The organism is Ensifer sp. LC163 (assembly GCF_001695855.1).
Classification (GTDB): Bacteria; Pseudomonadota; Alphaproteobacteria; order Rhizobiales; family Rhizobiaceae; genus Ensifer.
This window is the reverse complement of record NZ_MBSS01000066.1, coordinates 88,496-108,336: the sequence shown is the minus strand read 5'-3', so window position 1 is coordinate 108,336 and position 19,841 is coordinate 88,496. Positions and strand designations below refer to the sequence as shown.

Here is a 19,841-nt window from a genome sequence, read left to right as displayed (position 1 = left end):
GAAACCGCAATCGAGGACCCTTCAATGTTGACGCTCTATCACGCCCCGCGCTCCCGCTCGTCGCGCATTATCACCTTGCTCCGCGAACTGGATGCGCTCGACGAGGTGAACATCGTAATCGTCGACATCACCCGCGGCGACGGCAGCGGCGCCAAGGACCCAAAAAACCCGCACCCGGAAGGCAAGGTGCCGCTTCTCGTGCACGATGGCGTCGTCATCTGGGAAAGCATTGCCATCATCCAGTATCTGACCGATCTTTTCCCGGCCAAGAACCTGGCGCCGCTTCCCGGCGACCCCAAGCGCGGCCGTTATCTGAGCTGGCTCGCCTGGTATGCCGGTGTCGTCGAGCCGGTGCTGATCGTCGAGGCGGCCGGGCTCTCGCATCCCTATCTGCAGTCCACGTTCCGCGGATCCGCCGAGATGGCGCGCCAGCTGGAAACGGCGCTCACGGCAAGCCCCTATCTGATGGGCGACCAGTTCTCGGCCGCCGACCTGCTGCTCTATTCGCCATTTGCGTGGTTTCCGGAAGCAGCGCCCGATGTGCCTGCCGTCAAGGCCTGGATCGGACGCTGCGCCGCACGGCCATCGGTCCAGTGGGCGGCAGAGTTCGATGCGTCGTCGCTCGCTGCGGCTTAGGCACGAAATCGGTGTGAGATACAATGAAGCGCCGCGCGTCAGATAGGACGCGCGGCGCTTCATTGTTTGAACTGGCGGCTTAACTTCGGCGCTCGGCCCGTTCTGGTTCTACGCGTTCCGTGGGCGGGATCGGGTGCGGGGTAAAGGTGATTGTGCCGACAAGGCTTTGGTCATGCTCAAGGATTGAAAGGCCACCAAAACCCGGAAGGTGATGGCCGTTCGGCAGGTGCGTCATCGGCTCAAAGCAAAAGAAGTCTGCGTCCGCAGGCGAATAGAGCATGAAGTGACGGAAGGGCGCCCGCGCTTCGATCTCCAGGCAGAGGTCGTGTTCCGGCCACTTGATGATGGCCTTGCCGTCCCAGTCCTCATAGGCATTGTTCAACCATCGTGGCGCGATGGGATTGCCCATTTCGAAGTCAAGAGCATCCGGTATCGGCCCGGGCTGGTCGGGCAGGTGACCTGCTCTCTCCGTCCAGAAGCGATCGGCCTTCGCGATCAGCCGTGTGCCGGCGGTTTTCGGGAAGAAGGGGTGGTGACCGAGGCCCATGGGCAAAGCGTGGCGCGATCTGTTGGTGACGGAGAGCGTGACGGAGAGGCGCTCGCCGACAATCCTGAAATGCTGAACGGCCTCATAGGCATAGGGGTTTGGCGCCGCTGCCTCGTGCACATAGCGCAGGCATGCTTCGGTTTCGCTGTGCGAGACCGCCTCCCATGTCGCCAGCCAGCCGTCGCCATGCAGATAACAGGGGTCGCTTGAGTTGGCGGTGAGGACGAAGCGATTGCAGGCGATGCTGAAGCTGTTGCCCTCTAGCCGGTTGCCGAAGGGAACGAGCGGAAAGCTTGCCTCGGCACCGTGGTGTTGCGAGGCAAGACCGCCTGCCGACCTGGGTTGGAAGATCGGCACGCCGCGATAGGAGCCCGACAGGATCGAGCCGCCGAAGCGGCTCAATTCGATCGAAAGCTCCCCATTGCCAAGCTGCAGAACGTCCGCAGACATGGCGCAGCTACGCCCGGCGACCGACCGCGGACGAGCGCAGGTTGTCGAGCAGCACGGCAAGCAGCAGGATCAGGCCGCGCACGACATACTGGTAGAAGGCCTGGATGTTGAGCAGGTTCATGACATTCTCGGCAATGCCCATGATCAGCACGCCGACGATCACGCCGGTCATGGCCGCCCGTCCGCCGGCAAGCGACACGCCGCCCAGCACGCAGGCGGAGATCACCGAAAGCTCGAGGCCGGTCGCCGCGTTTGGTTGGCCCGAAGTGATGCGCGATGCCAGCAGCACGCCGGCAACGGCGCAGACGAGACCCTGCAGCGCAAAAATCCAGATGCGCATGCGCGCAACGTCGACGCCGGCAAGGCGCGACGCCTCCGGATTACCGCCGATCGCCAGCGTGTTCTTGCCGAAGACCGTGCGGTTCAACAGGAAGCCGAAGGCGACGAAGAACAGCGCCATGACCCAGATCGGCGTCGGGATGCCGAGGAAGCGCGAAAGCGCCAGCTGGTAGAAGCTCGGATCGTTGATGCCGACGGCGCGGCCGTCCGATGCGATCAGCGCCAGGCCGCGCACGATTTGCATTGTGGCAAGCGTGGTGATCAGCGCGTTGATGCGGAAACGGGCAATGACGACGCCGTTGACCGTTCCGACGAGACCGCCGCACACCAGGGCGGTGACGAGGCCGAGCAGGATCGAGCCGGTCGCATTCGATGCCATGACGGCGACCATGCCGGAAAAGGCAACCGTCGAGCCGACCGAAAGGTCGAAGTCGCGCGAGGCGAGGCAGAACATCATGGTGCAGGCGACGATGCCGATGGTGACCACCGACTGCAGCAGGCCCAGCATGTTGCGCTCGGTCAGGAAGTTGGGGACGGTGAGCGACACGACAAGAAAGGCCAGCGCGAAGATGACGACGAGGCCCTGTTCGCCGAGAAGGAGTTTTTTCAAGGAGGTCATCATCACCGTACCTGTGCGTGAGGAAGAGTGTTGCTGTTTTGAACGTCCGGCAGCGCGGCAGCGAGAATGCGCCGCTCGTCGAATTCCACCCTTGGAATGTCGGCGGCGACGCGACCCTCGCACATCACCACGATGCGGTCGGCGACGCCCATGACTTCGGGCAGTTCGCTGGAGATCACCACGATCGCCATGCCGTCTGCGGCCAGTTCGTAGAGGATTTCGTAGATTTCCGATTTGGCGCCGACATCGATGCCGCGCGTCGGCTCGTCGATAACAAGCACCTTGACGCCCTCTTCGGACAGCCAGCGGCCGAGGATGACCTTTTGCTGGTTGCCGCCCGACAGATTGATGATGTCCTGGCGGCGCGATGGCGTGCGCACGCGAAGTTTGGCGATGAACTTGTCGGCAAGTGCGCCTTCCTTCTTCGGGTTGATGATGCCGAAGGGCGAGAAATGGCGTCGCGAGGAGATTGTCATGTTCTCTTCGATCGAGCGTCCCTGGACGATGCCGTCGAACTTGCGGTCCTCCGGGCAGAGCACGATGCCGGAGCGGATCGAATGGGGTGGGCTGTCGGCCTCAATGGCGACGCCGTCGACCGACACCGTGCCCTTGTCGCGGGCGTCGGCGCCATAGACGAGGCGGGCCATTTCGCTGCGGCCGGCGCCGATCAGGCCGAAGAAGCCAAGGATCTCGCCGCGCCTGACGGAAAAGCTCAAGGGGTGGCGGAGTTTCGGTCCCGAAATACCTTCGACACGCAGCCGCTCTTCGCCAAGGCTGCGCTCGCGCCAGCCCCAGATGTTGGCGATCTCGCGGCCGACCATTTCCGAGATGATCTGGTCGCGCGTCACCTTCGAGATGTCGGGATGATGGGAGGCGAGCTTTCCGTCGCGCAGCACCGTCAGGCTGTCGCAGAGGCGGAAGATCTCGTCGAGGCGATGGGAGACATAGAGAATGACCGTGCCGTTGGCGCGCAGGCGGTCGATGAGGGCGAAGAGGATCTCGCTTTCCCTGGAGGATAGCGACGATGTCGGCTCGTCAAGCGCGATAACGCGCGCATCGAGCATGACCGCCTTGGCGATTTCGACCATCTGCCGTTCGCCGATCGAAAGCGAGGCGACCTTCGCGGCCGGATCGACCTCGATGCCGATCTCGGCCAACTTCCGGGAAACGACGCCGGTCAGCTGCTGGCGATCGATGACGCCGGCTTTGCCCGGAAAGCGCCCGAGCCAGAGGTTTTCCGCGACCGTCAGTTCCGGGACGAGCTGCAATTCTTGGTGGATGACGATGACGCCGGCGTGGAAGGCGTCGCGCACCGAACGGTAGTGCTGCTGCTCGCCGTCGATCAGGATTTCGCCGGTGTCTGCGGACTGGTCGCCGGAGAGGACGCGGATCAGCGTCGACTTGCCGGCGCCGTTCTCGCCCATCAGCCCGTGGACGGCGCCTTTTCTGACCGAGAACGAGACGTTCGACAGTGCCTGGACGCCGGGGTAGCCCTTGGAGATGGATCGGAATTCAAGGAAGTCTTGCATCTGCGGCGCTCCGGGAATGGGGCGCCCGGCGATGATAAACCGCCGGGCTCAAAGTCATCGATGACGACGATTATTCGATGCCGAGGTCCTTGCGAACCGCCTCGTAGGTATCACGCAGGGCAACCTGGCCGGCGGTCAGCGTCAGCTTTTCCGGCTCCTTGGCGTTGGCTACCCACTCATACATGTTGAGCGCGGTCTCATAGCCGTGGCGCTTCGGCGAGATGATCACGGTACCGAAGAAGCCGGTTGCGGCGGGCTTCTTGAACTCGTTGATGGCCGAGTCCGCACCGCCGATGCCGACGCTGATCATGCTGTCGGCGGCAATGCCGACGCTTTCGGTGGCGCGCACGGCGCCGAGGACCGCTTCGTCATTGAGGCCGACGGCGACCCACTTCTTGATGCCGGCATTCTTGTTGAGAACGACGGTCGAGGCGTTGAGGGCTGCTTCCGTATCGGTTTTTGCCTGCGGTGCGTCGAAGATGTTGGCTTCCGCGAAGCCGTTTGCCTTCAAGACCGAGAGCGCGCCTTCGACGCGGTCGACGGCGGTCGGCAGCTGGTCGTAGGAAACGCGGATCGCGCCGACGTCCTTCATGTCCCAACCACGCTTCTTGATCTCGTCGACGATCGACTGACCGACGGCTTCGCCGATCTTGGTGGCGGAAATGCCCATATGCGGCACGTCTTCGATCGGGCTGCCATCGGCGTTGACGAGGCGGTCGTCGACGGTCATCAGCTTGAGGTCGTTGGCGGCTGCCTTGGCGATGATGCCCGGGCCGAGCTTGACATCAGGCGTGCAGATGATGAAGCCCTGCGCGCCCTGTGCGCCGAGATTGTCGATCGCCGATTGAACTTTCTCGCCATCTTCCGCGCCGATCTTGACCAGCGTGAAGCCCTTTTCCTTGGCGGCGACGTCGGCGAACTTCCATTCATCCTGGAACCACGGTTCCTCGGGCTGCTTGACGATGAAGCCGATCTTGACGTCGGCGGCGAAGGCGGACGTTGCGGCGAATACGGCGACGGTGCCAGCCAAGATGGCGGCCTTGAAGAAGCGCATGATTTCTCTCCCTGGTGAAACTGCCTCCTGCAGTTCTCATTTGTGTATGATGAATCATCATATCCGTCAATTGCCATTGTATGATGATTGAGATAGTGATGTATAACCATTGCCGAAGCGCCTCCCTGATCCCTGTCGCGAGGGAAGGTGATATGGGGTAAAGGCGTCGGCGGAACTGAAGGGATGGGTGGAGATGCAGATGGAAGGACAGGAGCCGCAGGGCGCGGCAGAGGAGCAAGTGCAACGCCGGCCGCGTGTCCAGAAGAACGTGACGCGGACCATCGCCTCCGACATCTGCGCCGATATCTTTCCGGTCGGCTCCTATCTGCCGCGGGAAAACGATCTCTGCGAGCGTTACGGCGTCAGCCGGACGGTTATCCGGGAATCGCTGAAGATCCTCGAATCGAAGGGCATGGTGCGTGGCCGTTCGCGTGTCGGCACTATCGTTTGCGGCAAGGATGAGTGGAACATCCTCGATGCGCAGGTGCTCGAGTGGATCGGCGAACGCATCTTCGAATTCGACCTGTTGAACTGCATCCTGGAAGCGCGCCGGGCGATCGAGCCGGTTGCGGCCGAATTCGCCGCCGAGCGTGCGACCGTCCAGGAAATCGCCGATCTCGAGCGGGCCTGGCAGGCAATGCGTGACGGCGAGCGCGATATTGCCGGCTTCACCGATGCCGACGTTGCCTTCCACACCTGCCTGCTCAAGGCCAGCCATAACCAGGTTTTCCTGCAGCTCGTCGGTATCATCCAGGCGGCGCTCAAGTTTTCGCTGCATGCCTCCAACGAAGCCGCCGAGCGGCGCGACGAGGCTATCGACATCCATCGTGAACTGGTCGAGGCACTGCGCATGCGCGACAAGGCGGCCGCGCGCGACTGCTCGACGCGTATGCTGAATCTCGCCGCACGCGACCTGGCGACGGCGGTCCAGCAACATCGCCCCGTGAAATCCGCTTTCTAACGTTCCCGATCGCGATCCGCCTGCCACGGTTGATCGCGACAACTCATCCCCACCGAACTGGACATCAACCCATGAAGATCACCAAGCTCACGACCTATATCGTCCCGCCGCGCTGGCTGTTTCTCAAGGTGGAGACCGACGAAGGCATCGTCGGCTGGGGTGAGCCTGTCGTCGAAGGACGGGCGCTGACGGTCGAGGCGGCAGTGCACGAGCTTTCCGACTACCTCGTCGGCAAGGATCCGTTCCTGATCGAGGACCACTGGAACGTGATGTACCGCGGCGGTTTCTACCGCGGCGGCGCCATTCACATGAGCGCGCTTGCCGGCATCGACCAAGCGCTTTGGGACATCAAGGGCAAGGCGCTGGGCCAGCCCGTACACTCCCTGCTTGGCGGACAGTGCCGCGACAAGATCAAGGTGTATTCCTGGATCGGCGGCGACCGCCCGAGCGACGTCGCCCGCAACGCCAAGGACGTTGTGGCGCGCGGTTTCAAGGCGATCAAGCTCAACGGCTGCGAGGAACTGCAGATCGTCGACACCAACGAGAAGATCGACAAGGCGGTGGAGACCATCGGTACCATCCGCGATGCGATCGGCCCGAACATCGGTATCGGCGTCGACTTCCACGGCCGGGTCCACCGGCCGATGGCCAAGGTGCTGGCCAAGGAGCTCGAGCAGTTCAAGCTGATGTTCATCGAGGAGCCGGTGCTTTCGGAAAACCGCGAGGCGCTGAAGGAAATCGCCAACCATTGCTCGACGCCGATCGCGCTTGGTGAGCGCCTCTATTCCCGCTGGGATTTCAAGTCGGTGCTTGCGGACGGCTATGTCGACATCATCCAGCCGGATCTTTCCCATGCCGGCGGCATCACCGAATGCCGCAAGATCGCCGCCATGGCCGAGGCCTATGACGTGGCGCTGGCGCCGCATTGCCCGCTCGGCCCGATCGCGCTTGCCGCCTGCCTGCAGATCGACGCCGTCAGCTACAACGCCTTCATCCAGGAGCAGAGCCTCGGCATTCACTACAACGAGGCCAACGACATTCTCGACTACGTCTCCAACAAGGACGTCTTCCACTATGAGGACGGCTTTGTCTCGATCCCGCAAGGGCCCGGCCTCGGCGTCGAGGTCGACGAGGCCTATGTCATCGAGCGCGCCAAAGAGGGTCACCGCTGGCGCAATCCGATCTGGCGCCATGAGGACGGCAGCGTCGCCGAGTGGTGACGGCTGCGCGGGATCATCGGCTGAGGGAGGCGGAAAATATGAGCAAGCGGCTAGCTGGAAAGCGCATCGTCATCACCGGGGCAGCCCAGGGCATCGGTCTCGCCATGGCCGAGGCGTTCCTGAAGGAGGGGGCGAGCCTCTTTCTGATCGATCGCGACGGGCCTCTGCTCGATAGGGAGACGGCAAGGCTCAGAGCTGAAGGCGGCACGCTTGCATCGACGACGGCCGATATTACCGATGTCGATGCAATCGCCGGCGCCATCCGCCAGGCCGAAAACACCATCGGCAGGCCGAACGCGCTCGTCAACAATGCCGGTATCAACGTCTTTGCAGAACCGCTGGCCTTGAGCGATGCGGACTGGCAGCGCTGCTTCGACGTCAATCTCAAGGGTGCGTGGAACTGCAGCCGCGCCATCCTGCCCGGCATGATCGAGGAGGGCGGCGGCGTCATCCTCAACATTGCCTCGACGCACGCCTTCACGATCATCCCGCATACATTTCCCTATCCGGTGGCGAAGCATGCGCTTCTCGGCATGACCAAGTCGCTCGGGATCGAATATGCCTCCAGAGGGATCCGGGTGAACGCGCTTGCCCCGGGTTACGTTCTGACGCAGAAGGCCGTCGAATACTGGAACAGCTTTCCGGACCCGGTCGCCGCCGAGGCGGAAACGATGAAGCTGCATCCCGGCGGACGGATCGCAACAGCTGATGAAATCGCCCGCGCCGCGCTCTTCCTGGTGTCCGACGAATGCACCTTCATCAACGCCACGTGCCTGACCGTCGACGGTGGGCTGAGCGTCCTGCATCATCCCTAAGCCAGGCCACGCGGCTCTGCCTCAATAGCAATGCGTACGACCGCGTCACTTGCGGTGCAGGTTGATCTCGCTGGTGACGACCTTGTCGCCGGATGCCGGATCGACGTCGACCGTGGTCAGCCGCATCCCGTTCACCCCCACCTTCTGCAGCGTCAGGTTGGCGCTGCGGTCACCGTTGACTTCCTTTGCCCAACGAATAGTGAGGTTGATGGCGTTGCCGCGGCGCTTACCGCTCAGGCCCGCCCGTCCTCCCCGTGGCCCGAGGTAGGATCCGCTGTATTTCGACCCGCTGAACCGGAGCTTGGCATCGATGGAGCGTGAAATCAGGATCAAGCCGCGGCACACGCCTTCCATCGACAGCGCCAGCCCTTCGGACTGAGAATCGAAGTTGCAGGAGACGTTGATCGGCGACATGTGGGCGCGGATCCTGACTGTTCCTTCGCCCGTCCAACTGCCTTGAAGCGATTTCAGGAACGCGCCTTCATCCGCTCGCGCGCCGCCGGCGAGTGATGTCGTCGCGGCGGCAAGCACTAGCCATCGCAGCATGTCGCAACCCTCCGTTCAGAGCCCGCGATGGTACACCAGGAAAGGCCGGGATCACCAGCGGCAAGGTGATCCCGATCGCTCTCCGGCTTTTCAGGCGCCTTAACCGCCCTTCTCGCGCGCCAGGCGGACGCGGAAACGGCCAGCACAACGGGGGCCCGAAAGCATGGGCGGCGCGCGTGGCATCGCCGCCGCCTGCTTCTTCCCGGAAGCGGCAAGGGGTTGTCGCCGGCTAAATCCCGTGCAGGACCTGTGTCGCCTTGACCGCGGCCGAGGCGCGGTTTTCGACGCCGAGCTTCACATAGATCTGTTCGAGATGCTTGGTGACGGTGCGCGAACTCAAGCCGAGGATCTCGCCGATATCGCGGTTGGATTTCCCCTTGGCGATCCAGAGCAGCACTTCGGATTCGCGTTGGGTCAGCGCGAAATGCTGCCGCAGCATCTCGTCGTCGCTCCGTCGGCTTTCGGCCGTCAGGCGGAAGAGATACTCGTTGGCGCCGATCGCGCCGAGAAACGAGATCTGCAGTCCGGATTGCCCGGGTTCTTCCAGAGTAAAACTATTCTCCCGCTTGCCGCCGGCTCCGGTCTTCTCCAGCCAGGCGGCGATACGGTGTGCGATCGTCGCGAGGCCCTCGTCGCTGCCGGTTGCGGCGTTGACGAGGCGAGCTGCCTGCGGTGTCGACCAGCGAACACCGCCATCCGAGCGCACGGCGAGCAGATGGCGCCCGGCGGCATCGAGCGCGACGCGCGCGCTTTGCGCCGAGCGGGCGTTGGAGAGGTGAACGCGGATGCGAGCCCTCAGCTCATCGATGTTGATCGGCTTTGTCAGGTAGTCGACGCCACCGGCCTCGAGTGCATGAACCACATGCTCGGTCTCCGTCAGCCCGGTCATGAACAGCACCGGCGTTTGGCCGACGGATGCGTTGGCCTTCAGTCTCAGGCAGGTTTCGAACCCGTCCATGCCGGGCATGACCGCGTCCAGCAGAATGACGTCGGGCGTGATCCGCTCGGCAATCGATAGGGCGGCATGGCCCGAAGTGGCGATCAGCACGGAGAAGCCCGACTGCTCCAGCGCTTCGGTCAGAAAACCGAGCGCTTCGGGAGAATCGTCCACCAGCAGCACGATGTCGCGACGAGCGTAAGTCTCAACCACGGGTGACGGCTCCATTCTCCGCTTTTTCCCTCAGGAAGGCATCGTAGCCCGAGAGGTCGAAGGCCTGGACATAGGCGCGGGCTGCATCGACGAAGAGCTGATGTTCCGGTTCCAGGGCGATTTCCCTCAGCTTGGCCTCGATGCCTCTGACGTAGCCGATCTCGCCGAGCCGGATCAACTCCTCGACATGGTGCTGACCGGGCAACGTCATGGCACCCGCCTTTACAGCCCTCGGTTCCTCGAACGCGTCGCCCTCATGGACAAAGGTGAGGCCGAGCTGAACGGCGAGCTTGTCGGCGAGTTGGCCGACACCGAAGGGTTTGGCGAGCGTATCGTTGTGACCGACAAGGGCGCCGGTGGTCGAGCCGTCGCCGATATTGGCGGAAAGCATGATGATCGGCGCCGTCTGCCCGCCTCTGCGCAGTCTGTCGACGAGTTCCCAACCGTTCATATCAGGCATGGAGATGTCGACCAGGAAGATGTCCGGCGCCAGCGCCTCAACCATCGCAAGGCATTGCTTGCCGCTTTCGGCTGCAAGCACGGTGAAGTCCATGGGTGTGAGAATTTCGCGCATCAGGTCGCGGTGGTCGGCGTTGTCGTCGACGACCATGATCGTGCGCCGCGGGCCGAGATAGGATGTGATCCGGCGCACCGCCACCAGCGGCGCCGGCCGATCGACGGCGGAAAGCATCAGCCGGACCTTGAAGGTCGTGCCCTTGTTCGGCTCGCTGGTCACGGATATTTCGCCACCAAGCGTCTGGGTCAGCAAACGGGTGATGGTCAATCCGAGGCCCAAGCCCGGCATGCTGCCGAGGTGCTCCGCTTCGCCGCGCTGGAACGGATCGAAGATGCGCGGCAGGTCCTTCTCGGCGATGCCGCGGCCGCTGTCACTGATCGTGAACGTCGCGACCTGGCTGCGATAGTCGATGTCGAAGCGGATCTCGCCGCGTTCGGTGAACTTCAGCGCATTGGACAGCAGATTGACGAGGATCTGGCGCAGCCGTTTTTCGTCGGTCTTGACGTAGCGCGGCAAGGCGGCAGCACGCCGATGTTCGAAGGCGATGCCTTTCGCTTGCGCCTGCGGGCGGAACATCTCGACGACCTGATCGAGGAAGTCGTGAATGTTGATCTCGTTGGAATAGACCTGCAGCTTGCCGGCCTCGATCTTGGAAATATCGAGAAGCCCGTCGATGAGGCCGGAGAGGTGGTCGGCGCTGCGCCTGATCACCTTGATCGCGCCCTGTCGCGCCGGCGGGATCGTTTCGTCGCGCTCGAGCACCTGCGCGTAACCCAGCACCGCGTTGAGCGGCGTCCGCAGCTCATGGCTGAGGCCGACGACATAGCGGCTTTTGGCGCGATTGGCCGCCTCGGCAGTCTCTTTTGCCTGCTGCAGGGCCGCATCGGTCTTCTTGTGCGCGGCGATTTCCTTCAGGAGCAGCGTGTTCTGTCGCGATGATTCTTCCTCGGCGACCACGCGGCTGTCGTGAGCAAGCACATAGAACCAGCAGACGATGCCGGCAAGCACGGCAAAGACAAAGAAGACGACGGCAATCGTTCGCTCGACGACTACAGCGGTTTCCGGCGAGGCGTTGCCTGTCTGGTGTGCGATCATCGCCAGGATCAGACCTATGCCTGCGATCGAGAGCACAGCCGAAATGGCGTAACGACCGAGCCGCGTCGCCAGCTTGGCGGTCACCGTTTCAGGCAAAAGGGCGTGCGCGACCGTTGCCACCTGCGCATTGAACCGCGCCTTCGGCTTGCACATGTCGTGGCAGCGGCTGTCGAGCGAGCAACAGAGCGAGCAGATCGGTGCGGCATAGGCGGGACACCAGGCCATGTCCTCCGGCTCGAAGGGATGCTCGCAGATCGAGCAGGTGATCTCGCTCTCTCTCGCCCAGCTCTTTCTCGGCTTGCGGGCGAGATAATATTTGCCGCCGGTCGCCCAGGCGATCAGCGGCGAGGCGATGAAGGCGACGATCAGGGCGATGTAAGGCGCAAGCGATGCGGCGATGGCGCCGAAGGCGCCGAAATGCGCCGTCAGCGCGATCGTTGCCGAGAGCGCCATGGCGCCGAGCCCGACAGGATTGATATCGTAGAGATGGGCGCGCTTGAACTCGATGCCGGGCGGAGAGAGACCGAGCGGTTTGTTGACGAAGAGATCGGCCGAAATGGTGCAGAGCCAGGCCATCGCAATGATGGAGAAGACGCCGAGCGTCTCCTCGAGCAGCCGGTAGATGCCGAGCTCCATCAAGAGCAGCGCGATAGCCACATTGAACACCAGCCACACGACACGGCCGGGATGGCTGTGGGTGAGGCGGGAGAAGAAATTGGACCAGGCGAGCGACCCGGCATAGGCGTTCATGACGTTGATCTTCAACTGCGAGACGACGACGAAAGCGACCATCAGCAGGAGGGCGGCCGTCTCAGACGGGATCATGTAGCCGAAGGCGGTGTAGTACATCTGTGCCGGGTCCGCGGCCCGCGTCGACGGAACGCCGGATGAGAGGGCGAGCACGACGAGAAAGGAGCCGGCCAAAAGCTTTGGCGCACCGACCAGAACCCAGCCGGAACCGGCCAGGAAGACGGCGATGCGATGATGCAGTTTGCGCTGGCCGTCCGGCGGCAGAAAGCGCAGGAAGTCGACCTGCTCGCCGATCTGCGCCATCAGCGCGAAGATCACCGCGGAGGCGGCCCCGAACTCGATGAGGTCGAAGGGCGCGAGCGTGCCCGGCGGTCCGGACGCATGATGGATGCCGGCATAGGCGAGCCAGATGCCGACCTTCTCCCAGTCGGCAAAGGCGATGAAGACGAAGGGCAGGACGTTGAGCACGATCCAGAAGGGCTGGGTGATCAACTGGAACTTGCTGATGAGGCGCACGCCGTGGGTGACGAGCGGGATGACGACGGCCGCGCTGACGATGTAGCCGACCCAAAGCGGCATGCCGAGCGCAAGCTCGAGCGCCCCAGACATGATTGAGGCCTCGATCGCAAAGAGGATGAAGGTGAAGCTGGCATAGATCAGCGAGGTCAGCGTCGAGCCGATGTAACCGAAGCTTGCGCCACGGGTCAGAAGGTCGATATCGACGCCGTGGCGGATCGCGTAGCGGCTGATCGGCAGGCCGACCGTCAGGATCATCAGGCTGGCGATCAGAATGGCGACGATGGCGTTGGTCGTGCCGTAGGACATGGTGATGGCGCCGCCGATCGCCTCCAGCGCCAGGAACGAGATCGCGCCGATCGCGGTCTGCGAAATGCGCCCGGAGGAAAAGCGCCGCGCACTCTTGGCCGTGAAGCGCAGCGCATAGTCTTCAAGCGTCTGGTCGGCGACCCAGCGATTGTATTCTCGTCGAACGGGAATGATACGCTGGCGTGCCGCCATGTTGCCTCGTCATCTCTCGCATTGCCGGCAGACGACTGCCTATTTTCACGGCATCGACATCCTTTGCGTGAAATTTATGCAATGCGGAGAAGGCGAAAGCAAGCTTGAAAGGGTCATCCACTCACGGCGGTCGTGTCGACGACGACAAAATCATGCGTGATCGTCGCGGACTTGGCGAGCATCGCTGACGCCGAGCAGTATTTTTCCAAGGACAGGGCGATCGCGCGCTCGACCTTTTTCTCCGCGAGGCCACGTCCCTTGACCACGAAGTGCATATGGATGCGGGTAAAGACCCGGGGGTCCTCTTCGGCGCGGTCTGCGTCGAGCTCCACGGTGCAATCCTCGACCGGCTCGCGGCCCTTTTCAAGGATATGAACCACGTCGTAGGCCGAACAGCCGCCGGCGCCGATCAGCATCAGCTCCATCGGGCTTGGGCCCGGAGTACGCCCCTCAGGACCGGAGGCCGTTCCGAGGACGATCTTGTGACCGCTTCCGGATTCGCCGACGAATGTCCGCTCTTCAACCCATTTGATTCGTGCCTTCATGATCTTTCACCTGTGTTGAGCTGCTCGTCACGGCCGGCTGGCCGTCGAAGCTTCTCAATAGCCGTAAAACGCATGCTCCGGCCATACGGGCAGGCGCATTTCGATCTCGTCGTCTCCGCGCAATGACGCCAAACCCGCATCGCTCCCGGCGGCTGCTTCCACTTTGCCCCCTCGGCCTACGTAGAATGACGTATGTGCAGTGCAGCAGGACTGGCGGATGATCCCTCAAGCAACGGTCAAAAGGAACGAGGCCTCGTTGCGGCGACCAGAACGAGAGGGGTTCAATCAGATGAATATCACGGCACGCGTCACCGGCGCCTTCCTGGCAACGGTCCTGTCGACAACGGCATTCAACGGCGCCTTTGCGGCCGACGACACGATCAAGGTCGGCATTCTGCATTCGCTGTCGGGAACCATGGCGATCTCAGAGACGACCTTGAAGGACGCCATGCTCATGCTCATCGACGAGCAGAACAAGAAGGGCGGCCTGCTCGGCAAAAAGCTTGAAGCGGTTGTCGTCGACCCGGCGTCAGACTGGCCGCTCTTTGCCGAAAAGGCACGCGAACTCGTTTCCGTCGACAAGGTTTCGGCCGTGTTCGGCTGCTGGACGTCGGTGTCGCGCAAGTCCGTCCTGCCGGTGTTCGAGGAGCTGAATTCGATCCTGTTCTACCCCGTTCAATACGAGGGTGAGGAAAGCCAGCGCAACGTCTTCTACACCGGTGCCGCACCGAACCAGCAGGCGGTTCCGGCCGTCGACTATCTGATGGAAAACGAAAGCGTCGAACGCTGGGTGCTGGCCGGCACCGACTACGTCTATCCCCGCACGACCAACAAGATCCTCGAGGCCTATCTCATCTCCAAGGGCGTCAAGCCCGAAGACATCATGATCAACTACACGCCGTTCGGCCATTCCGACTGGCAGACGATCGTGTCCGACATCAAGAAATTCGGTTCCGCCGGCAAGAAGACCGCCGTCGTCTCGACGATCAACGGCGACGCGAACGTGCCGTTCTACAAGGAACTGGCAAACCAGGGCGTCAAGGCCGAGGATATCCCCGTCGTCGCCTTCTCCGTCGGCGAAGAGGAACTCGCTGGTCTCGATACGGCCCCGCTCGTCGGCCATCTCGCCGCCTGGAACTACTTCCAGTCGGTCGATACCGCTGCCAATGCCGAGTTCATCAAGACCTGGAAGGCCTATACCAAGAACGACAAGCGCGTCACCAACGACCCGATGGAAGCCCATTACATCGGCTTCAACATGTGGCTGAAGGCTGTCGAGAAGGCCGGCACCACCGACACCGACGCGGTGCTTGACGCCATGATCGGCGTCTCGGTGCCCAACCTTTCCGGCGGTTATTCGACGATGATGCCGAACCACCACATCACCAAGCCGGTGCTGATCGGCGAGATCCAGGACGACGGCCAGTTCGAGACGGTCTGGGAAACGCCCGGCCTCGTGGTCGGCGACGAATGGTCCGACTATCTGCCCGACTCCAAAGACCTGATCGCCGATTGGCGCGCGCCGATGTCCTGCGGCAACTTCAACGTTGCCACCGGCAAGTGCGGCGGCAAGGGCTCCTGATTTCATCACGTAGCGATAGTTTCCGGATCGCGGCAGCTGCCTCGCTCCCCTTTGCATGACGAAATCATAGGCAGGCATACCCTTCGCCCAACGCTCCCGCTGGGCGAAGGGATCTCGAAATTCCATGCCGCGATGGCGGCGCCTGCCTTGCGCTCGCGCGGGCGAGCGAAACCGAGCGAGAGGCGATGTACCGCATTCTGCAAACCCTGTTGATCACCCTGTGCCTATTGGTTTCGGCCCATGTCACGGGCTTGCGCGCCGCGGACGATCTCGGCGCCCTGATCAGTGCGCTCGGAACGGCCAAGCTGGCAGAATTGGACGATCGCATTGCCGCGCTTGCTAAGAGCGGCGATCCGCGCGTCATCCCGGTTCTCGAAGCGCTCGGCGAAGGCAATCTCTACGCCCGAAAAGCCGATGGCGGCGTGTTCCTGACCACGGAGAAGGGCACGAACCTTGTTCTTGTCGATCCGCTTGATGGCGCGGACATCGGCGAAGTGCCGAAAGGCGAGCTGCAGAAAATCAAGGTCAACAACGCTGTCCGGCGTGCCGTTCGAAGCGCGCTCGGCGGCCTGACGCTTTTCAGCGCCGATGCGGAGGCAAGGCTGAAGGCGGCGCAATCCATGCGCCAGACCCCGAACGCTGGCGCGCTCGAGGCGATCGAGACGGCGCTTGCGGCTGAAAAGGACGCCGCCGTGCGCAAGACGCTCGACGAGGCGCGCGCGGTCACGCTTCTGGTCTCGGATCGGCCCGACGACGATAAGCGCGCGGCGATCAAGGCGCTGGCGGAAGGCGGTGGTCGCGAGGCACTTGGCGTGCTGACCTCCGCACTTTCTTCGGCGGATGCGAGCCTGAAACCGGATATCGAAGCCGCACTGCAGCGCATCGAGCAGGCGCAGGCATTCTGGAACGCCGGCCAGAATGTCTGGTATGGCCTGTCGCTCGGCTCGGTGCTTCTGCTGGCGGCCATCGGCCTTGCCATCACCTTCGGCGTCATGGGCATCATCAACATGGCGCATGGCGAGATGGTCATGCTCGGCGCCTATACGACATTCCTGGTCCAGGACGTCATCCGCGGCTCCTATCCGGCGCTGTTCGACTGGTCGCTGGCGATCGCCCTGCCGCTCGCCTTTCTCGTCACCGGGATCGTCGGCCTTGCCATCGAGCGCAGCGTCATCCGCTTTCTCTATGGTCGGCCGCTCGAAACTTTGCTGGCAACCTGGGGGATTTCGCTGATCCTGCAGCAATCGGTCCGCTCGATCTTCGGGCCGACCAATCGCGAGGTCGGCAACCCCTCCTGGATGGCGGGCGCCTTCGAACTCGGCGGTCTGACGATCACCTGGAACCGGCTCTGGATCATCGTATTTGCACTTGCCGTCTTCGCGGCACTTCTGTTCCTGCTGAAACGTACGTCGATGGGCCTCAGGATGCGCGCCGTGACACAGAACCGGCACATGGCGTCATCCATGGGCATTCGCACCCCATGGGTGGACGCCCTAACCTTTGCACTTGGTTCCGGCATCGCCGGCATGGCCGGCGTCGCGCTGTCGCAGATCGACAATGTCTCGCCCAATCTCGGCCAGGGCTACATCATCGACAGCTTCATGGTCGTGGTCTTCGGCGGCGTCGGCAATCTCTGGGGGACGCTGGTCGGCGCGTTTTCGCTCGGTATCCTCAACAAGTTCCTCGAGCCCTATGCCGGCGCGGTACTCGGTAAGATTCTCGTCCTGGTGCTGATCATCCTCTTTATCCAGAAGAAGCCGCGCGGTCTCTTCGCACTCAAGGGAAGGGCGGTGGAAGCATGATCACGTCGTTTCTGCTCAAGTCGCTCGATCGCAGCATCGTCGTCGTCGTGGCGATCCTGCTGGGGCTTGCCATCGCCATTCCGGCCCTCAATCTGCTGACTGCGCCGGACCACCCGCTGCACGTGCCGACCTTTCTGGTTTCGCTGTTCGGCAAGTACCTGACCTATGCCTTGCTGGCGCTGGCGCTCGATCTCGTCTGGGGTTTCTGCGGCATCCTTTCGCTGGGGCATGCCGCGTTCTTCGCGCTCGGTGGTTATGCCATGGGCATGTATCTCATGCGCCAGATCGGCGCGCGCGGCTCCTATGGCAATCCGTTGCTGCCGGATTTCATGGTGTTCCTCAATTGGAAGGAGTTGCCATGGTTCTGGCAAGGCTTCGACATGTTCTGGTTTGCGGCGCTGATGGTGGTGCTGGTGCCCGGCCTGCTTGCCTTCGTCTTCGGCTGGTTTGCCTTCCGCTCGCGGGTCAACGGGGTCTACCTCTCGATCATCACCCAGGCGATGACCTATGCGCTGCTGCTTGCCTTCTTCCGCAACGACATGGGTTTTGGCGGCAATAATGGCCTGACCGACTTCAAGGACATTCTCGGCTTCAACATCCAGGCCGACGGCACGCGGGCAGCCCTTTTTGCCGCATCCGCGCTGACGCTCGCCTTATGTCTGGTGCTGACGACGGCGATCGTTCGCTCGAAATACGGCAAGGTGCTGGTCGCGGTGCGGGATGCGGAAAGCCGCACGCGTTTTCTCGGCTACCGTGTCGAGCACATCAAGCTCTTTGCCTTCACCGTCTCGGCGATGATGGCGGGCATCGCCGGCGCGCTTTACGTGCCGCAGGTCGGCATCATCAATCCCGGCGAGTTCGAACCGGGCAATTCCATCGAAGTCGTCATCTGGACGGCGGTCGGCGGGCGCGGCACGTTGATCGGGCCGATCGTCGGGGCAATCCTGGTCAATGGCGGCAAGAGCATTTTCACCGCGGCGTTTCCCGAGTTCTGGCTGTTTGCGCTCGGCGGACTGTTCGTCTTTGTCACGCTGTTCCTGCCGAAAGGCGTCGTTGGCACGGCGAGCGCCTATCTCGCCCGCCGCAAGGCTCACCGCCGGGCGGCCGATGCCGAGAACGCGCGCGACAACCTTGTCGCTGAACCCATGGCGGCGGAGTAATTGCCATGAACCAGACCATCAGCCAGACGAAACCGAAAAGCCTTCTCTATCTCGATGGCGTCTCCGTCTCCTTCGACGGCTTCAAGGCGCTCAATTCGCTCTCCTTCGTGATCGAGCCGGGCGAGCTTCGCGCCATCATCGGCCCGAACGGCGCCGGCAAGACCACGATGATGGACATCATCACCGGCAAGACGCGGCCCGACGAAGGGCAGGTCTTCTTCAAGGGCGATATTGACCTCACCAAGCGCGACGAAGCCGAAATCGCCAGTCTCGGCATCGGCCGCAAGTTCCAGAAGCCGACGGTCTTTGAAAGCCACACCATCTGGGACAATCTGGAACTGGCGCTCAATCGCAGCCGCGGTGTCTTCCCGACGCTGTTCTATCGGCTGACGGCGGGCGACAAGGCGCGGATCGAGGAGATCCTGTCGACCGTTCGGCTCAGCGCGCGCCGCGATGATCTTGCCGCCAACCTGTCGCATGGGCAGAAGCAATGGCTGGAGATCGGCATGCTGCTCGCGCAGGAACCGGAGCTGCTTTTGGTCGACGAGCCGGTGGCTGGCATGACCGACGCGGAGACGGCCGAAACGGCGATCCTGCTCAAGGAGATCGCGAGAACGCGGTCGGTCGTCGTCGTCGAACACGACATGGGCTTCATCCGCGAGCTTGGCGTCAAGGTCACGTGTCTGGCCGAAGGGGCGGTGCTTGCCGAAGGCTCGATCGACTTCGTCAGCAGTGATGCGAAGGTGATCGAAAACTATCTCGGCCGCTGACGCCGACCGCAACAGTCTAAGGAAAGGACGCCTTCATGCTGAGCGTCGAAAACGTCAATCTCCACTATGGCGCAGCACAGGCGCTGCGCAATGTCTCGATCGGCGCGGAGATGGGCAAGATCACCTGCGTGCTTGGCCGCAACGGCGTCGGCAAGTCGAGCCTGCTCAGGGCCATCACCGGGCAGCATCCGGTCAGTGCCGGGGCAATCACCTTCAATGGCGTGACGCTCGGCGGCATGGCGCCCTATCGCCGTGCCAAGGAGGGTATCGGCTATGTGCCACAGGGCCGCGAGATCTTTCCGCTGCTCACCGTCAAGGAGAACCTGGAGACCGGCTACGCGCCGGTCAAGCGCGGCGACCGCTCAATACCGGAAGATGTCTTCAATCTTTTCCCCGTGCTTCGCTCGATGCTCGGGCGCCGCGGCGGCGATCTCTCCGGCGGCCAGCAGCAGCAACTGGCGATCGGCCGGGCGCTCGTCACGCGGCCGCGCATCCTGGTGCTCGACGAACCGACCGAGGGGATCCAGCCGTCGATCATCAAGGATATCGGTCGGGCGATCCGCTATCTCCGCGATTCGACGGGCATGGCGATCCTTCTGGTCGAGCAGTATCTCGATTTCTGCCGCGAGCTCGCGGACCATGTCTACATCATGGACCGCGGCGCCGTGGTGCATGAGGGGCCGCCGGAGACTTTGGACACAGTCGAGGCCAGGCGTCACCTGACGGTCTGATCTCGG

17 protein-coding genes are annotated in these 19,841 nt (G+C 62.7%); 9 read left to right on the top strand and 8 right to left on the bottom strand.

Going from position 1 to position 19,841, the window contains the following annotated elements:
- Positions 1-24 precede the first annotated feature (24 nt).
- Positions 25-636 (top strand): glutathione S-transferase family protein, encoded by a 612-nt coding sequence (locus tag BC360_RS28055; RefSeq protein ID WP_065797652.1) that lies wholly within the window; start codon positions 25-27, stop codon positions 634-636.
- Positions 637-715: 79 nt separating this feature from the next.
- Here BC360_RS28055 and BC360_RS28050 read toward each other — a convergent pair whose 3' ends face one another.
- The 4 genes from BC360_RS28050 to BC360_RS28035 all read right to left on the bottom strand — a co-directional run bounded on the left by BC360_RS28050 (position 716) and on the right by BC360_RS28035 (position 5,174).
- Positions 716-1,633 (bottom strand): aldose 1-epimerase, encoded by a 918-nt coding sequence (locus BC360_RS28050; RefSeq protein ID WP_065785737.1) that lies wholly within the window; start codon positions 1,631-1,633, stop codon positions 716-718.
- Between the two features lie 7 nt (positions 1,634-1,640).
- Entirely contained in the window at positions 1,641-2,591 is a 951-nt protein-coding gene (araH, locus tag BC360_RS28045; RefSeq protein WP_065797728.1) for an L-arabinose ABC transporter permease AraH, read from the bottom strand.
- A gap of 2 nt (positions 2,592-2,593) precedes the next feature.
- Positions 2,594-4,120 (bottom strand): L-arabinose ABC transporter ATP-binding protein AraG, encoded by a 1,527-nt coding sequence (araG, locus tag BC360_RS28040; protein WP_065797651.1) that lies wholly within the window; start codon positions 4,118-4,120, stop codon positions 2,594-2,596.
- A 70-nt stretch (positions 4,121-4,190) separates the two neighbouring features.
- The gene (locus tag BC360_RS28035; protein WP_065797650.1) at positions 4,191-5,174 is read right to left on the bottom strand and encodes an arabinose ABC transporter substrate-binding protein; all 984 of its coding nucleotides are present in this window, start codon (positions 5,172-5,174) and stop codon (positions 4,191-4,193) included.
- Between the two features lie 199 nt (positions 5,175-5,373).
- Here BC360_RS28035 and BC360_RS28030 point away from each other — a divergent pair, with 199 nt between their 5' ends.
- From BC360_RS28030 to BC360_RS28020, 3 genes are read left to right on the top strand one after another with little or no spacing between them, the layout of a single operon-like run.
- Positions 5,374-6,135, top strand: coding sequence for a FadR/GntR family transcriptional regulator (locus BC360_RS28030; protein WP_065785730.1), 762 nt, complete (start codon positions 5,374-5,376; stop codon positions 6,133-6,135).
- 32 nt (positions 6,136-6,167) lie between these two features.
- Positions 6,168-7,355 (top strand): galactonate dehydratase, encoded by a 1,188-nt coding sequence (dgoD, locus tag BC360_RS28025; protein WP_274533961.1) that lies wholly within the window; start codon positions 6,168-6,170, stop codon positions 7,353-7,355.
- 38 nt (positions 7,356-7,393) lie between these two features.
- The gene (locus BC360_RS28020; RefSeq protein ID WP_065797649.1) at positions 7,394-8,170 is read left to right on the top strand and encodes an SDR family oxidoreductase; all 777 of its coding nucleotides are present in this window, start codon (positions 7,394-7,396) and stop codon (positions 8,168-8,170) included.
- A 45-nt stretch (positions 8,171-8,215) separates the two neighbouring features.
- Here the strand turns inward: BC360_RS28020 and BC360_RS28015 are convergent, their stop codons facing one another.
- From BC360_RS28015 to BC360_RS28000, 4 genes are all read right to left on the bottom strand, one after another.
- A complete protein-coding gene (locus tag BC360_RS28015; protein ID WP_065797648.1) occupies positions 8,216-8,716 on the bottom strand; it encodes a hypothetical protein in 501 nt (166 codons plus the stop codon).
- 229 nt (positions 8,717-8,945) lie between these two features.
- A complete protein-coding gene (locus tag BC360_RS28010) occupies positions 8,946-9,881 on the bottom strand; it encodes a response regulator (protein WP_065785723.1) in 936 nt (311 codons plus the stop codon).
- Positions 9,859-13,245: an ATP-binding protein gene (locus BC360_RS28005; protein WP_065797647.1), complete on the bottom strand. Its 3,387-nt coding sequence runs from the start codon at positions 13,243-13,245 to the stop codon at positions 9,859-9,861. Before BC360_RS28005 ends, BC360_RS28010 begins: the two co-directional genes overlap by 23 nt.
- Before the next feature lie 113 nt (positions 13,246-13,358).
- Positions 13,359-13,790, bottom strand: coding sequence for an OsmC family protein (locus BC360_RS28000; protein WP_065785721.1), 432 nt, complete (start codon positions 13,788-13,790; stop codon positions 13,359-13,361).
- A 289-nt stretch (positions 13,791-14,079) separates the two neighbouring features.
- On the opposite strand from BC360_RS28000, the gene urtA reads away from it, so the two are divergent.
- The 5 genes from urtA to urtE all read left to right on the top strand — a co-directional run bounded on the left by urtA (position 14,080) and on the right by urtE (position 19,835).
- Positions 14,080-15,372: an urea ABC transporter substrate-binding protein gene (gene urtA / locus BC360_RS27995; protein ID WP_065797646.1), complete on the top strand. Its 1,293-nt coding sequence runs from the start codon at positions 14,080-14,082 to the stop codon at positions 15,370-15,372.
- A 185-nt stretch (positions 15,373-15,557) separates the two neighbouring features.
- Entirely contained in the window at positions 15,558-17,174 is a 1,617-nt protein-coding gene (gene urtB / locus BC360_RS27990; protein WP_065797645.1) for an urea ABC transporter permease subunit UrtB, read from the top strand.
- Complete coding sequence (gene urtC / locus BC360_RS27985; protein ID WP_065785718.1) at positions 17,171-18,334, top strand: urea ABC transporter permease subunit UrtC; 1,164 nt, start codon at positions 17,171-17,173, stop codon at positions 18,332-18,334. The genes urtB and urtC overlap by 4 nt, the downstream gene beginning before the upstream one ends.
- A 5-nt stretch (positions 18,335-18,339) precedes the next feature.
- The gene (urtD, locus tag BC360_RS27980) at positions 18,340-19,104 is read left to right on the top strand and encodes an urea ABC transporter ATP-binding protein UrtD (protein WP_065785717.1); all 765 of its coding nucleotides are present in this window, start codon (positions 18,340-18,342) and stop codon (positions 19,102-19,104) included.
- Positions 19,105-19,139: 35 nt separating this feature from the next.
- Positions 19,140-19,835 carry an urea ABC transporter ATP-binding subunit UrtE gene (urtE, locus tag BC360_RS27975; RefSeq protein ID WP_065797644.1) on the top strand — a complete coding sequence of 232 codons (696 nt, stop codon included), beginning with the start codon at positions 19,140-19,142 and terminating at the stop codon, positions 19,833-19,835.
- The last annotated feature ends 6 nt before the right edge of the window (positions 19,836-19,841 follow it).

What these genes read in the sequence shown, in the direction of transcription:
- BC360_RS28055 (WP_065797652.1), top strand. Translation starts at nt 25, where the DNA reads ATGTTGACGCTCTATCACGCCCCGCGCTCCCGCTCGTCGCGCATTATC.
- BC360_RS28050 (WP_065785737.1), bottom strand. Translation starts at nt 1,633, where the DNA reads ATGTCTGCGGACGTTCTGCAGCTTGGCAATGGGGAGCTTTCGATCGAA.
- araH (WP_065797728.1), bottom strand. Translation starts at nt 2,591, where the DNA reads ATGACCTCCTTGAAAAAACTCCTTCTCGGCGAACAGGGCCTCGTCGTC.
- araG (WP_065797651.1), bottom strand. Translation starts at nt 4,120, where the DNA reads ATGCAAGACTTCCTTGAATTCCGATCCATCTCCAAGGGCTACCCCGGC.
- BC360_RS28035 (WP_065797650.1), bottom strand. Translation starts at nt 5,174, where the DNA reads ATGCGCTTCTTCAAGGCCGCCATCTTGGCTGGCACCGTCGCCGTATTC.
- BC360_RS28030 (WP_065785730.1), top strand. Translation starts at nt 5,374, where the DNA reads ATGGAAGGACAGGAGCCGCAGGGCGCGGCAGAGGAGCAAGTGCAACGC.
- BC360_RS28020 (WP_065797649.1), top strand. Translation starts at nt 7,394, where the DNA reads ATGAGCAAGCGGCTAGCTGGAAAGCGCATCGTCATCACCGGGGCAGCC.
- BC360_RS28015 (WP_065797648.1), bottom strand. Translation starts at nt 8,716, where the DNA reads ATGCTGCGATGGCTAGTGCTTGCCGCCGCGACGACATCACTCGCCGGC.
- BC360_RS28010 (WP_065785723.1), bottom strand. Translation starts at nt 9,881, where the DNA reads ATGGAGCCGTCACCCGTGGTTGAGACTTACGCTCGTCGCGACATCGTG.
- BC360_RS28005 (WP_065797647.1), bottom strand. Translation starts at nt 13,245, where the DNA reads ATGGCGGCACGCCAGCGTATCATTCCCGTTCGACGAGAATACAATCGC.
- BC360_RS28000 (WP_065785721.1), bottom strand. Translation starts at nt 13,790, where the DNA reads ATGAAGGCACGAATCAAATGGGTTGAAGAGCGGACATTCGTCGGCGAA.
- urtA (WP_065797646.1), top strand. Translation starts at nt 14,080, where the DNA reads ATGAATATCACGGCACGCGTCACCGGCGCCTTCCTGGCAACGGTCCTG.
- urtB (WP_065797645.1), top strand. Translation starts at nt 15,558, where the DNA reads ATGTACCGCATTCTGCAAACCCTGTTGATCACCCTGTGCCTATTGGTT.
- urtC (WP_065785718.1), top strand. Translation starts at nt 17,171, where the DNA reads ATGATCACGTCGTTTCTGCTCAAGTCGCTCGATCGCAGCATCGTCGTC.
- urtD (WP_065785717.1), top strand. Translation starts at nt 18,340, where the DNA reads ATGAACCAGACCATCAGCCAGACGAAACCGAAAAGCCTTCTCTATCTC.
- urtE (WP_065797644.1), top strand. Translation starts at nt 19,140, where the DNA reads ATGCTGAGCGTCGAAAACGTCAATCTCCACTATGGCGCAGCACAGGCG.